Below are 13,597 nucleotides of genomic sequence, written 5' to 3'. Positions count from 1 at the left end.
ATCAGGGGCTGTCGAGAGTTGGCGTGGTCTTGGCCTTTCCTAGGGCTGCGTGCTTTTCCCTGCCCCGGTGCGCGGCCTGCGTTTTACTTTTTACGATAGTCCTTTACCTGCGGCGGGGCCCTGACGTGCCGCATTCTTTGCCGCCACTACCGCGTCGAACACCTCGCGCTTGGGTAGACCCGTCTCGACGGCGACGGCCGCGATGGCCTCCTTGCGCCGCTCCCCCGCCTCTTCCCGGACCTGTACGCGCCTGACCAGCTCGGCCTCGTCCAGATCGGCCGGGCCCGTCTGCGGCGCGCCCTCGACCACGACGGTGATCTCGCCGCGCACACCCTCGGCCGCCCACTCGGCGAGGTCCTTCAGGGGGCCGCGCTTGACCTCCTCGTACGTCTTGGTCAGCTCCCGGCACACCGCCGCGCGCCGCCCGGCGCCGAACACCTCGGCCATCGCGGCCAGGGTGTCGTCGAGCCGGTGCGGGGCCTCGAAGTAGACCAGCGTGCGCCGCTCGTCGGCGACCTCACGCAACCGGCCGAGGCGCTCGCCGGCCTTGCGCGGCAGGAACCCCTCGAAGCAGAAGCGGTCCACGGGAAGCCCGGACAGGGCGAGCGCGGTCAGCACCGCCGATGGGCCCGGCACCGCCGTGACCTTGATGTCCTTCTCCACGCAGGCCGCGACCAGGCGGTACCCGGGGTCGGAGACCGACGGCATGCCCGCGTCGGTGACGAGCAGCACCCGGGCGCCGCCTTCGAGGGCCTCGACCAGTTCGGGGGTGCGCGCCGACTCGTTGCCCTCGAAGTAGGAGAGGACCCGGCCCTGGGTGTGCACGCCGAGCGCCTGGGTGAGGCGGCGAAGGCGCCGGGTGTCCTCGGCGGCGACGACATCGGCCCGCTCCAGTTCGGCGGCGAGCCGGGGCGGGGCGTCCGCGGTGTCGCCGATGGGGGTGCCTGCGAGTACGAGAGTTCCGGTCACACCAACCATCCTCGCAGCCCGGCGACGGCCGGGCCGCCGGGCCCGGCCACGGGACTCGCACAGCCGGGTTCCCTACGATGGCGCGGTGACCAGTACTGCGCCACAGACCCTGCCGGGCCACGAAGCCGGGGACGAGCCGCCCTCCTGGCCGCACCGCATGCGCCGGTTCGGCCATGTCGTGCGGCCGAGAACCGGGCTGCGCGAGCGCCTGGTGCCTCCGTTCGCCCGGCCCTCCGGGCAGCTGTGGACAGTGCTCGGCATCCCGCCCCTGTGGGCGGCGCGCATCGTGCGCTGGTCGGCGTGGGCGGGGCCGCTCCTGGTGACGCTGGTCGCGGGGCTCATGCGGTTCTGGCACCTGGGCGCCCCGCACGCGGTGATATTCGACGAGACGTACTACGCCAAGGACGCCTGGGCGCTCATCAACCACGGCTACGAGGGCGACTGGCCGAAGGACATCGACAAGTCGATCCTCGCCAACCCCGATCTCATCGCGGTGCCGACCGCGCCGGGCTATGTGGTGCACCCGCCGGTCGGCAAGTACCTGATCGGCATCGGCGAGAAGATGTTCGGCTTCACGCCGTTCGGCTGGCGCTTCATGGTCGCCGTGCTCGGCACCCTGTCGGTGCTGCTGATCTGCCGGATCGGGCGGCGCCTGTTCCGCTCGACGTTCCTGGGCTGCCTCGCGGGCACGCTGCTCGCGGTCGACGGGCTGCACTTCGTGATGAGCCGCACCGCGCTGCTCGACACGGTCCTGATGTTCTTCGTGGTGGCCGCGTTCGGCTGCCTCCTCGTCGACCGCGACCGTACGAGAGCGAAGCTCGCGGCCGCACTGCCCGAGGGCGAGGACGGGCTGCTGCGCCCGGACGCGGAGATCGCGGCGACCTTGAGGTTCGGCTGGCGGCCGTGGCGGCTCGGCGCCGGGATCATGCTCGGCCTGGCCTGCGGCACCAAGTGGAACGGCCTCTACATCCTGGTCTTCTTCTGCGTGATGGCCGTCCTGTGGGACGTGGGCGCCCGGCGCACGGCGGGGGCGGTCACCCCCTACCGGGCGGTCCTGCGCCGGGACGCGTTCTGGGCGTTCCTCTCCACGGTGCCGGTCGCGATCGCCACGTACATGGCGTCGTGGACGGGCTGGTTCGTCACCGACAAGGGGTACGGCCGGCACTGGGCGGACGGCCGCGCGGGCCTGTCCCCCGACCACATCAAGCTCCCGGTCATCGGCACCATCAACCACCTGCCGCAGTTCGACCTGAGCTGGGTGCCGGCCTCGCTGCGCAGCTTCTGGCACTACGAGACCGAGGTCTACAGCTTCCACGTCGGCCTCACCGAGGGCCACACCTACCAGTCGAACCCGTGGAGCTGGCTGGTGCTCGGCCGGCCCGTCTCGTACTACTACGAGAGCCCCGCCCCCGGCATCCAGGGCTGCCCCTCCAACACGGTCGGCAAGTGCGCCTCCGAGGTCCTCGCGCTCGGCACCCCGCTGCTCTGGTGGGCCGCCTGCTTCGCGCTCCTCTACGTCCTGTGGCGCTGGATCTTCCGGCGCGACTGGCGGGCCGGCGCGATCGCGTGCGGCATCGCGGCCGGGTACCTGCCCTGGTTCATGTACCAGGAGCGGACGATCTTCTTCTTCTACGCGGTCGTGTTCGTGCCGTTCCTGTGTCTGGCGGTGGCGATGATGATCGGCGCGATCATCGGGCCACCGGGTTCGGACGAGCGGCGGCGTGCGGTGGGGGCGATCGGGGCGGGTGTGCTCGTCCTGCTGATCGTGTGGAACTTCGTGTACTTCTGGCCGATCTACACCGGCACGGCCATCCCGCTCGACTCCTGGCGCAGCCGGATGTGGCTGGACAGCTGGGTGTGATGCCGGTCGCGTTCCGGTAACCGTTCGACAACTGAGAGCACCGCTGTCACTGCCGTCCCGTAGAGTCGCCCCCAAGTAACCCCTTGAACACGTTCAAGAGGTTCGGGGGACTCCTGGGGAGGGGAACTGCGGGATGCGCAGTGGAGCGAAGGTCGCCATCGTGGGCGGGGTGTTCGTGGTGGTCGCCACAGGTGTGGCGTACGGGGGCTACACGCTGGTGGGCGGCGGTGACGACAAGGGCTCCGGCGGGACGCGCACGCAGGGCGCGCCCGCGCGCACCGGGCCGCCGGGCGCGGACGAGATCAAGGAGACCTCCACCGGCTTCCTCCAGGCCTGGGCGAAGGGCGACGCGGCGGGGGCCGCCGCCCTGACCAACAACCAGCAGGGTGCCTCGGCCGCGCTGGCCGGCTTCAGCGACCAGGCCCACATCACGAACGTGGTGGTCACCCCGGGCGCGCCGAACGGGGCGGTCGTCCCGTACACCGTCAAGGCCGACGTCTCCTTCGAGGGCAAGACGGCCCCGCTGTCCTACGCCTCCCAACTCACCGTCGTACGCGGCCAGTTGACGCACAAGGCGCTGGTGGACTGGCAGCCCGCCGTGCTGTACCCGCAGCTGAAGACGGGCGAGCGCCTGGTGACCGACAAGGCGCAGAACCCCGAGATCCAGGCCGTCGACCACAAGGACCGCCCGCTGACCAAGGAGCAGTACCCCTCGCTGGCCGCGATCCTGGACGGGCTTCGCGAGAAGTACGGCGCCAAGGTCGACGGCACGCCGGGCATCGAGCTCCAGATCCAGGGCAACAACACCCCGGCCCGCACGCTCATCACCCTGCAGAAGGGCACGCCGGGCAAGCTGAAGACGACCCTGGACGCGGATGTGCAGGCGGCCGCCGAGAAGGCCGTGAAGGGGTTCGGGGAGTCGTCGGTGGTGGCCGTCAAGCCGAGCACCGGTGAGATCCGGGCGGTCGCGGACAACCGCAGCGACAAGTTCCCGGCGTCGCTCCAGGGCCGGGTCGCGCCCGGCTCCACAATGAAGATCGTCACCGCGGCGATGCTGATCGAGAAGGGCAAGGCGTCCCCGGACAAGCCGGCCGAGTGCCCGGCGGACGCGATGTGGCAGGGCGTCACCTTCCACAACCTCAACAACTTCTCGATGGACGGCCAGCCCTTCTCGAAGAGCTTCGCCCGGTCCTGCAACACCGCCTTCATCAAGCTCGTCGACGACGTGAACGACGACGGGGCGCTGGGGCGCGTCGCGGCCAACTACTTCGGCATCGGCCAGGACTGGAAGATCGGCGTGCCGTCCTTCGACGGCAGCGTGCCCGCCTCGGCCGGTGCCGAGACGGCGGCGGCGTACATCGGGCAGGGCAAGGTCCAGATGAGCCCGCTCGACATGGCGTCCATCGCGGCGACCGCGAAGTCGGGCCGCTTCCGCCAGCCGGTGATCGTGCCGCAGTCCCTCGACGGCCGGGCGCTGGCCCAGGCCGACCCGCTGCCCTCGGGCATCGCCGGCCAGCTGCGCGAGATGATGCACATCACCGCGACCGCCTCGTACGGGACGGCGACCGTGGCCATGGGGAACGTCGGCGGCGACAAGGGCGCCAAGACCGGCTCCGCCGAGAAGGACGGCCAGAACAAGTCGGACAGCTGGTTCACCGGCTACAGCGACGACCTCGCGGCGGCCGCCCTGGTGCAGTCCGGCGGACACGGCGGGGACGCGGCGGGGCCGATCGTCGCGCAGGTCCTGCGCGCGGGCTAGGGGGACACCCCCCAAGCGCCTGGCGCGGGGTTCGAGCCCAGGCCCTGAAACCCTCTCGCATGGCCCGTACACCGACCACTAGCGTGCGGGCCATGAACTCTCCGGATCGCCCCCTCGCCCCGCGCGAGCGGCACTCGTGACCCTGACCATCACGTGCGCGGTGCTGCTCGCGGCCCTCACGCACGCCAGCTGGAACGCGCTCGCCCACCACCTCAAGGACCAGCTGCTCTCCTTCACCCTGATATCCGGCGGCGGCGCGCTGATCGGGCTGCTCGCGCTGCCGTTCGTGCCGGTGCCGGACCGCGGGGCCTGGCCGTATCTGCTGGTCTCGGCGGCGCTGCACGTCGCGTACATGCTGCTGCTCATGCGGTCGTTCACGCTGGGCGACTTCGGGCAGATGTATCCGATCGCGCGCGGCACGGCCCCGCTGGTGGTGACCGTGCTCGCCGCCGTGTTCGTGCACGAGATGCCGAACGCATGGCAGCTGGCGGGCGTGGCCGTGGCCTGCGCGGGCCTGGTCGGGGTCGCCCTGTGGGGCCTGCGCGGCTCGCGGCCGAACTGGCCGGCCATTCTCGCGGCCCTGGCCACCGGCCTCACGATCGCCGGGTACACCGTCGTCGACGGCGTCGGGGTGCGCGCCTCGGGCTCCTCGTCCGGCTACATCGCCTGGCTGATGATCCTGGAGGGCCTGGCCATCCCCGCTTACGCCGTGCACCGCCGGCGGTCCCAACTGGCCGTGGAACTGCGCCCGTTCACGGCCCGCGGGCTCCTTGGCGCGGCACTGTCCGTCACCGCGTACGGGCTCGTCCTGTGGGCGCAGACCAGGGCGCCGCTCGCCCCGATCGCCGCGCTGCGCGAATCGTCGATCATCGTGGGCGCGGCGATCGGCGCGGTCTTCTTCAAGGAACGCTTCGGCGCCCCCCGGATCGCCGCGGCGGGCCTGCTGGTGGTGGGCATCGGCCTGATGCTGCGGGCGGGTTGACATCCCCTCGGCCGGTCACTCCCCGCAAGCCGCCCGCTGGAAGCCGGTGTTGACGGCAAGGAGGCCGCCGTCGACGCGCAGGGTGGTGCCGGTGATCCAGGACGCGTCGGCCGAGGCGAGGAAGGCGACGGCCGCCGCGATGTCCTCGGGCTCGCCGACCCGGCCCAGCGGGTACAGCTTCGCCATCCGCTCCAGCTGGGCCTCGCGGCCGTCCCAGGTGGGGGTGTGGACGGTGCCGGGCTCGACCAGGTTGACCCGCACCCCGCGCGGCGCGGCGTCCCCGGCGAGCGTACGGGTCAGGGAGGCGAGGCCCGCCTTGGCGGCGCTGTAGGCGTGGTTGCCGAAGTCCTGCTCGCCGTTGACCGAGCCGATGCTGACGATCGCACCCCGGCCGGACGCGGCGAGGTGCGGCAGGGCGGCGCGGGCGCAGCGGAAGGCGCCGGTGAGGCTGATGTCGAGGTCGCGGGCCCACTCCTCGTCGTCCTCGTCCTCGAAGAGCGCGGCGTCCGGCGTACAGGAATAGGCGTTGTTGACGAGGACGTCGAGCCGGCCGAACTCCTCCACGGCGTAGGCGACCGCGGCCTCCACCGAAGCCCGGTCGGACACGTCGCAGCGCCGGGCGACGGCACCTTTCAGTTCGGCGGCCGTTTCGGTCGCCCGCCCCAACTCGACGTCGGTGACGAGGACTTGGGCGCCCTCGGCGGCCAGCCTGCGCGCGGTGGCGGCGCCGATGCCGCGCCCCGCGCCGGTGATCAGTACCGCGTGTCCGTCGAAGCGTGCTGTGTTGAAAGCCGTCTGGGAAGCCGCTTGGAAAGCCGTCTGAGGATGCGTCATACGGTCGAACGTAGCGCCCGCACCAGGGCCTGGGCACGGGGATCGGCGGTGACACCCTTCTGCAGGCCGTTGGTCACATAGCCGAACGCGGTCCCCGACTCGGGGTCGGCGAAGCCCAGCGAGCCGCCGCGTCCGGGGTGCCCGAAGGATCCGGGGGCGAGGAGCGGGGAGGCCGGGCCGTGCAGCATGTAGCCGAGGCCGAAGCGGGTGTTCACGACAAGGACCCTGTCCGGCCCCGAACTCTCCTCCGTGCGGGCCAGGGTGAGCGTGGCGGGCGCGAACAGCCGCTCCCCGCCGTCCACTTCGCCGAAGGTGGCGGCGTAGAAGCGGGCCAGCGCGCGGGCGGTGGAGATGCCCGCGGAGGCGGGGAGTTCGGCGGCGCGGTAGGCGGGGTCGTTCTCGTCCGGCAGCGGGTCGATCGCGCCGAACGCGCGCCGGGTCAGCGAGTGCGGGTCCTGGTAGGCCTCGGTGACGCTGCGCTTCGGCCTGAGCCGCAGCCCGCCGTCGCCCGCCTCGGGCGCCTCGACCGGGCCGACCCGGCCCACCCGGTGCGCCTCGGTGTCCGGCACGCCCATCCAGAAGTCCAGGCCGAGCGGCCCGGCTATCTCCTCTGCCACCCAGCGGCCGATGGTGCGCCCGGTGACGCGCCGGACCAGCTCGCCGAGCAGCCAGCTGTAGGTCTGCGCGTGGTAGCCGTGCGCGGTGCCGGGCTCCCAGAACGGCGGCTGCGCGGCCACGGCGGCCGGTCCGCTCTCGCCGTCGACGGCCTCGGCGGGGGTGAGCGGGCGGTCGAGGGCGGGCACCCCGGCCCGGTGGGAGAGGAGGTGCCGTACGAGAGTGCGCTCCTTGCCGGCCGCCTTGAACTCGGGCCAGTACGTCGACACCGGGGCGTCCAGGTCGAGCCGGCCGCGCTGGTGCAGGAGGAGGGGGACGGCGGCGGCCACGCCCTTGGTGGCCGAGCGCACTATCTGGGCGGTGTCCAGCGCCCAGGGGGCGGTGCCGTCCACGTCCTTGGTGCCGGCCCACAGGTCGACGACCTTGCGGCCGTGCCGGTAGGCGGCGACGGCCGCGCCGCGTTCTCCGCGCTGCTCGAAGTTCCGCACGAAGGCGTCCTTCACCGGTTCGTAGCCCGGTGCCACGGTGCCCTGTACGTCGACCACGATCGCTCCCCATCTTGCTGGGCGCCGCGCTGGTGCCCGCTACCCATGGTGCCTGACGGGGAGGCGGGGCCGACGCGGGCGGGGTTGCGGCCCGGCCGGGTGCGCTGGGGCTCCGCCCCAGACCCCGTTGAGACCCCACCCCACCCCTTCCCGGAACCCGCCGGGGGTGAAGGACCCTGGGGCTCCGCCCCAGACCCCGTTCGCGCCCAAAGGGCGCTCGTCCTCAAACTCCCCCAAGGCCTCAAGGGCCAGGGGGGACCCCCATGACAGGCTGAAGATGCCAGTACTGGGCCGACACCAGTCCTGCTAGGGGCGCGGGGAACTGCGCAAAAGGGCACGGCGGGCCCGCGCCGAAACGAACCGCCCCCTAGCGGAGCGCCGCCGTTGAGGACGGGTCGAAGCCGAACGGGAGCTCAAGGCGATGCGCCCGCATCAGGGCCGCGTCGGACAGGACATCCCCCGTGGGGCCGTCCGCCGCGATGACCCCCTCGCTCAGGATCACCGCCCGCCCGCACAGCTCCAGCGCGTACGGCAGGTCATGGGTCACCATGAGGACCGTTACGTCCAACCCGCGCAAGATGTCGGCCAGTTCGCGCCGCGACGCGGGGTCGAGGTTGGACGACGGTTCGTCCAGGACCAGGATCTCCGGCGACATCGCGAGCACCGTCGCGACGGCGACGCGGCGGCGCTGGCCGAAGGACAGGTGGTGCGGCGGCCGGTCCGCGTACTCGGCCATTCCCACCTGGGTGAGGGCCACGAGGACCCGCCGCTCCAGCTCCGCCCCGCGCACCCCGGACGCCGCCGGGCCGAAGGCGACGTCCTCGCGGACGGTCGGCATGAAGAGCTGGTCGTCGGGGTCCTGGAAGACGATGCCGACCCGGCGCCGGATCTCGGCGAGGTTCTTCTTGGCGACCGGCAGACCGGCGACGGTCACGGAGCCCGCGCCGCCTTCGAGGATGCCGTTGAGGTGGAGGACGAGGGTCGTCTTGCCCGCGCCGTTGGGGCCGAGCAGCGCGACCCGCTCGCCGCGCGCCACCGTCAGGTCGACGCCGAACAGCGCCTGATGCCCGTCGGGGTAGGCGAAGGCGAGCCCGGACACTTCGAGGGACGGGACGTTCTCAGCGTTCATGACGTTCTCACCTGTCACAGAATCCAGCCCAGCAGACAGACGGCGAGCGCCGTCACGGGGAGGGCCACGGCCCGCGTCCACTGGGCGCGGGTCGCCGTCACCTCGTCGATCACCGGCATGGCGCCGGCGTAGCCGCGGCTGACCATCGCGAGATGGACGCGTTCGCCGCGTTCGTAGGAGCGGATGAAGAGCGCGCCCGCCGACTTGGCGAGAACGCCCCAGGAGCGCACCCCGCGCGCCTCGAAGCCGCGCGAGCGGCGGGCGATCGACATCCGCCGCATCTCGTCGGTGATCACGTCCCCGTACCGGATCATGAAGGACGCGATCTGGACGAGGAGCGGCGGCAGTTTGAGTCGCTGCAGGCCGAGCAGCAGGGCGCGCAGTTCGGTGGTGGAGGCGAGGATCACGGAGGCGGCGACGCCGAGGGTGCCCTTGGCGAGCACGTTCCAGGCGCCCCACAGCCCGTTCTCGCTGAGCGAGAGGCCGAGCACGTGGACCTGCTCGCCGGGCACGACGAACGGCATGAGCACGGCGAACGCCACGAACGGGATCTCGATGAGCAGCCGCTTCAGGAGGTATCCGGCCGGGATGCGGGCCGCACCCGCGACGCAGGCGAGCAGCACGGCGTACAGCGCGAAGGCCCACATCGCCTCGCGCGGTGTGGACACCACGACGACCACGAACAGGAACACCGCGGCGAGCTTGCAGTGCGGCGGCAGGTCGTGGACGGGTGAGTGGCCGTGCCGGTAGAGCCGGTGGGAGTGGCCCGCTCCCACGTCAGACCGCTTCCGGGGTGCGCTCGGGGGCGGGCTCCGTGCGGCGGCGGCGTACGACCCAGAACACGCCGCTGCCCACCACGACGGTCACGCCGACGCCGATCACTCCGGCGAGGCCGCCGGCCAGGCGGGCGTCGCCGATGTCCTTGACGGAGTAGTCGGCGAGCGGCGAGTCGGAGGTGGCGTGCGGCTTGGTCTTGGCGTCGATGCCCTTGTCGTGGGCGACCTTCTCCAGGCCGTCGGGGCTGGCCGAGGCGTAGAAGGAGACGAACCCGGCGAGGACGAGCGCGGTGACGATGCCGATGCCCCACACCTTCTTCGTGGAGCGGGTGCGGGCCGCCGCGGGGGCGGCGGCGGGCGCGTCGACGAGTTCGCCGCCGACGCGCAGCTTGAGCGGCGCGGTCAGGCCGCGGGCGCCGTGCACGAGGTCGGGGCGTACGGCGATGACGGCGCCCACCGTGAGCGCGGTGATCACGGCCTCGCCGATGCCGATCAGGACGTGCACGCCGACCATCGCGGTGAGCACCTTGGTGATCGGCACGTCGGTGGTGCCGCCGAGCGCGTAGATCGCGGTGAAGACGAGGGCGGCGGCCGGGACGGAGAGCAGCGCGGCCACGAACGAGGCGACGGTGATCGAGCGGCGGGTGCGGGGCAGCACCTTCACGAGGCCCCGGAAGAGGGCGTAGGCGACGACGGTCGTGGTGATCGCCATGTCGGTGATGTTCACGCCGAGCGCGGTGAGGCCGCCGTCGGCGAACAGGATGCCCTGCATGAGCAGGACCACGGACACGCACAGCACGCCGGTGTAGGGCCCGACGAGGATCGCGGCGAGCGCGCCGCCGAGCAGATGGCCGCTGGTGCCGGCCGCGACGGGGAAGTTGAGCATTTGCACGGCGAAGATGAACGCGGCGACGAGACCGGCCAGCGGCGCCGTCTTCTCGTCGAGTTCCCTGCGCGCTCCGCGCAGGCTGACGGCGACGGCTCCGGCGGCGACCACACCTGTGACCGCCGATACAGGTGCGTTGATGAATCCATCGGGTACGTGCATGGGGGGACTCCGATTTCCCGTGGCGCCCTCTTCCCTGCGCGGCATGCGCAGAACCGTTTGATGATAGTGCCCTGTTGCGAACCCTTCGCAAGAGCGGCTGAGTACCAAGTGACAAGCCGACTCGCTGGGGGTTTACCCGAAAAATATGGGACATTTGATACCAACTAGCACGAACCGGATTTCATTCAGCACCCAGCGTGAGGAGCGACCGATGTCCCCCGCAGTCGAGGAACACGCCGAGGAACACGCCGACAGCCGCTCCGTCGAGGATCACGCCCGGGCCCGCATCGTCACGGACGCCCCGCTCACCAACCCCGTCCCGGTGAAGCTGCGCTATGACCCCGCCGACGCCCCCGGCACGGTCTGCTTCGCCTTCCCTGGCGGCAACGAATGGATCTTCCCGCGCGACCTGCTCGAATCGGGGCTGCGCGCGCCCGCCCGCCGGGGCGACGTGGAAGTGTGGCCGTGCGGCCGCGCCCAGACGGTCCTCGAATTCCACTCGCCGGACGGGGTCGCGGTGGTCCAGTTCGACAGCTCGCCGCTGGTCCGCTTCCTGCGCCACACCTACGCCACCGACGCGCGGGCGGCCCCGTCCGCGGCGGGCCGCCACCGCTGAGCTTCCGTACGCCATTCCGTACAACATGTCTTACGACATGCGGAGGCCCCCCGTGCGCGGTACGCACGAGGGGCCGAGGGGCGCCGGCGGTCCCGTCCCCACAGGCCGCCGACGTCGGCCGGGACCCACGGCCGCTCGGTTCGAAGGGTCCCGGCGTTCAGGAGGCGGGGGTCAGACCCGCGCCAGCTCGCGACGTCCGTCGGGGTCGCCGTCGCTGTCGAGTTCGGCGGCCTCCTGCTTGCGCAGGCCCTCGCCCTCGACGTCGACGTTCGGCAGCACCCGGTCCAGCCAGCGCGGCAGCCACCAGGCCTTCGCGCCGAGCAGCGCGAGCACCGCGGGCACGATCGCCATGCGGACGATGAACGCGTCGAAGAAGACCGCTATCGCGAGGCCGAAGCCGATCATCTTGATCATTTGCTCGCTGGAGCCGATGAAGCCGGAGAACACCGCGATCATGATCACCGCGGCTGCGGTGACCACCCGGGCGCCGTGCTTGAACCCGGTGACGATCGCCTGGCCGGGCCGCTCGCCGTGGACGTACGCCTCGCGCATCCGCGTGACCAGGAAGACCTCGTAGTCCATCGCGAGACCGAAGACCACGCCCACCATGAAGATCGGCATCATGGACATGATCGGGCCGGTCTGCTGCACGCCGAACAGCGAGCCGAGCCAGCCCCACTGGAAGACCGCGACGACCGCGCCGAGGGCGGCGACCACCGAGAGCAGGAAGCCGAGGGCCGCCTTCAGCGGGACCAGGACCGAACGGAAGACCACCATCAGGAGCAGGAAGGCGAGCCCGACGACGAGTGCCAGGTAGGGCAGCAGGGCGTCGTTCATCTTCTGCGAGAAGTCGATGTTCATCGCGGTCGAGCCGGTGACCAGGAGCTTCGCCCCGGTCTCGGCCTTGATCGACTCGTTGGTGTCCCGGATCGAGTGGACCAGGTCCTCGGTCTGGGTGGAGGACGGCTTGGACTTCGGTATGACCGTGATGGTCGCCGTGTTGTTGCCGTGGTCCTTGTTGAACAGGGGCGGGAGCACCGGGCCCGCGTCCGGCAGCTTCTTGATCGCGTCGACCGTCTTGTTGGCGGCGGCCTGCGGGTTCGTGCTGTCCTTGCCGTCGACGACGACCATGAGCGGCCCGTTGAAGCCGGGCCCGAAGCCCTCGGAAAGGGTGTCGTAGGCGCGGCGCTGCGTGGTGGAGGTCGGCTGCGAGCCGTCGTCCGGCAGGCCCATCTGCAGCGAGCTCGCCGGCAGCGCTATCGCGCCGAGGCCGAGCACGCCGACGAGCAGCACCCACACCGGCTTGCGCAGCACGAAGCTCGCCCAGCGGGTGCCCATGTTGGGCTTGCCCGAGGCGGTCTTCTCGCCCTGCTCATGTGCCTTGCGGGCCTTGCGGCCGAGCACGCGCTTGCCGGCGAAGCCGAGCAGCGCGGGGATCAGGGTGAGCGCGATGAGGACGGCGATGACGACCGTGCCGGCCGCGGCCGCGCCCATCTTGGTGAGCATCGGAATGTTGACCACGGCGAGGCCGACCAGTGCGATCACCACGGTCAGACCGGCGAACACCACGGCGGAGCCGGCCGTTCCGACGGCCCGTCCGGCGGCCTCCTCGCGCTCCCTGCCCTCGGCCAGCTCGGCCCGGTAGCGGGAGACGATGAACAGCGCGTAGTCGATGCCGACCGCGAGCCCGATCATCATCGCGAGGGTGCCGGTGGTGGTGCCGAGGTCGAGTACGTTGGCGAGCGCGGTGATCGTGGAGATGCCGATGCCGACGCCGATGAGCGCGGTGAGCAGCGGGAGCCCGGCCGCCACCAGCGACCCGAAGGTGATCACCAGGACGACGCCCGCGATGATCACGCCGATGATCTCGCCGGCCCCCTGCTCCGGCATGGCCTGCAGCGCGTCACCGCCGATCTCGACGGTGAGCCCGGCCTTCTTCGCCTCGTCGCCACTCTTCTTGAGCGCGTCACGGGTGTCGTCGGTGAGCTGCATCGCGTTGGCCTTGTACGACACCTGGACGTACGCGATCGGGCCCTGGCCGTTCTTGGAGACGGCGTTGGCCTTGAACGGATCGGTCACCGCGGCGACCTGGTCCGAGCCGGCCTTCAGGCCCGCGATCGTCTTCTCGACCGCGGCCTTGTTGGCCTGGTCGGCCATCTTCTGGCCTTCGGGCGCCTTGAAGACGATCCGGGCGGTGGCACCGTCGGCGCTCGCGTTCGGGTTCCGCTCCTTGAGCAGGTCGAACGCGCGCTGCGCCTCGGTGCCCGGGATCGAGAACGAGGAGGAGGTGGCGGTGGCGGCTGAGGCGGCGCCGAACCCGGCGAGGGCGAGCAGCGCCACCCACACCAGGGCGACGTAGCGGCGGCGCCGGAAGGCGAACCTGCCTAGGCGATAGAGGAACGTGGCCACGAGGGCGTACTCCCGGTCAAGTCGTATGGAACCAGCAGGGCATGGGGAACCAGC

The 13,597-nt window shown here is 71.5% G+C and carries 11 protein-coding genes; 4 read left to right on the top strand and 7 right to left on the bottom strand.

The annotated features are described in order from the left end of the window. Positions 1-90 precede the first annotated feature (90 nt). Positions 91-978, bottom strand: coding sequence for a 16S rRNA (cytidine(1402)-2'-O)-methyltransferase (gene rsmI, locus ADK54_RS33865; protein WP_199827084.1), 888 nt, complete (start codon positions 976-978; stop codon positions 91-93). Between the two features lie 76 nt (positions 979-1,054). Between rsmI and ADK54_RS33860 the strand changes: the two genes are divergently transcribed. From ADK54_RS33860 to ADK54_RS33850, 3 genes are all read left to right on the top strand, one after another. Continuing rightward, on the top strand, positions 1,055-2,830 hold the full coding sequence (locus ADK54_RS33860) for a dolichyl-phosphate-mannose--protein mannosyltransferase (RefSeq protein ID WP_053729618.1): 1,776 nt from the start codon (positions 1,055-1,057) through the stop codon (positions 2,828-2,830). Positions 2,831-2,963: 133 nt separating this feature from the next. Then, on the top strand, positions 2,964-4,589 hold the full coding sequence (locus ADK54_RS33855; protein ID WP_053729617.1) for a penicillin-binding transpeptidase domain-containing protein: 1,626 nt from the start codon (positions 2,964-2,966) through the stop codon (positions 4,587-4,589). 136 nt (positions 4,590-4,725) lie between these two features. Then, positions 4,726-5,571, top strand: a complete 846-nt coding sequence (locus ADK54_RS33850) for a DMT family transporter (RefSeq protein WP_053729616.1) — start codon at positions 4,726-4,728, stop codon at positions 5,569-5,571. A gap of 15 nt (positions 5,572-5,586) precedes the next feature. Here ADK54_RS33850 and ADK54_RS33845 read toward each other — a convergent pair whose 3' ends face one another. The 5 genes from ADK54_RS33845 to ADK54_RS33825 all read right to left on the bottom strand — a co-directional run bounded on the left by ADK54_RS33845 (position 5,587) and on the right by ADK54_RS33825 (position 10,518). Further along, positions 5,587-6,405, bottom strand: a complete 819-nt coding sequence (locus ADK54_RS33845) for an SDR family NAD(P)-dependent oxidoreductase (protein WP_053729615.1) — start codon at positions 6,403-6,405, stop codon at positions 5,587-5,589. Next, positions 6,402-7,568, bottom strand: coding sequence for a serine hydrolase domain-containing protein (locus ADK54_RS33840; RefSeq protein ID WP_199827085.1), 1,167 nt, complete (start codon positions 7,566-7,568; stop codon positions 6,402-6,404). Before ADK54_RS33840 ends, ADK54_RS33845 begins: the two co-directional genes overlap by 4 nt. 364 nt (positions 7,569-7,932) lie before the next feature. Beyond that, the gene (locus ADK54_RS33835) at positions 7,933-8,694 is read right to left on the bottom strand and encodes an energy-coupling factor ABC transporter ATP-binding protein (protein ID WP_053729613.1); all 762 of its coding nucleotides are present in this window, start codon (positions 8,692-8,694) and stop codon (positions 7,933-7,935) included. Positions 8,695-8,708: 14 nt separating this feature from the next. After that, positions 8,709-9,470, bottom strand: a complete 762-nt coding sequence (gene cbiQ / locus ADK54_RS33830) for a cobalt ECF transporter T component CbiQ (protein ID WP_053729612.1) — start codon at positions 9,468-9,470, stop codon at positions 8,709-8,711. A gap of 1 nt (position 9,471) precedes the next feature. Beyond that, positions 9,472-10,518: an energy-coupling factor ABC transporter permease gene (locus tag ADK54_RS33825; RefSeq protein WP_053729611.1), complete on the bottom strand. Its 1,047-nt coding sequence runs from the start codon at positions 10,516-10,518 to the stop codon at positions 9,472-9,474. Positions 10,519-10,729: 211 nt separating this feature from the next. Between ADK54_RS33825 and ADK54_RS33820 the strand changes: the two genes are divergently transcribed. Then, a complete protein-coding gene (locus ADK54_RS33820) occupies positions 10,730-11,134 on the top strand; it encodes an SsgA family sporulation/cell division regulator (RefSeq protein WP_053729610.1) in 405 nt (134 codons plus the stop codon). A 171-nt stretch (positions 11,135-11,305) separates the two neighbouring features. Here the strand turns inward: ADK54_RS33820 and ADK54_RS33815 are convergent, their stop codons facing one another. Continuing rightward, positions 11,306-13,543: an MMPL family transporter gene (locus ADK54_RS33815; protein ID WP_053729609.1), complete on the bottom strand. Its 2,238-nt coding sequence runs from the start codon at positions 13,541-13,543 to the stop codon at positions 11,306-11,308. Positions 13,544-13,597: the final 54 nt, after the last annotated feature.

Origin of the sequence: Streptomyces sp. WM6378 (assembly GCF_001279695.1) — a bacterium.
Lineage (GTDB): Bacteria > Actinomycetota > Actinomycetes > Streptomycetales > Streptomycetaceae > Streptomyces.
The sequence above is the reverse complement of the archived record's forward strand: the minus strand, read 5'-3'. Positions and strand labels throughout refer to the sequence as shown.

Coding starts and splice junctions, on each gene's coding strand:
- ADK54_RS33820 (WP_053729610.1), top strand. CDS start 10,730: ATGTCCCCCGCAGTCGAGGAACACGCCGAGGAACACGCCGACAGCCGC.
- ADK54_RS33845 (WP_053729615.1), bottom strand. CDS start 6,405: ATGACGCATCCTCAGACGGCTTTCCAAGCGGCTTCCCAGACGGCTTTC.
- ADK54_RS33825 (WP_053729611.1), bottom strand. CDS start 10,518: ATGCACGTACCCGATGGATTCATCAACGCACCTGTATCGGCGGTCACA.
- rsmI (WP_199827084.1), bottom strand. CDS start 978: ATGGTTGGTGTGACCGGAACTCTCGTACTCGCAGGCACCCCCATCGGC.
- ADK54_RS33835 (WP_053729613.1), bottom strand. CDS start 8,694: ATGAACGCTGAGAACGTCCCGTCCCTCGAAGTGTCCGGGCTCGCCTTC.
- ADK54_RS33855 (WP_053729617.1), top strand. CDS start 2,964: ATGCGCAGTGGAGCGAAGGTCGCCATCGTGGGCGGGGTGTTCGTGGTG.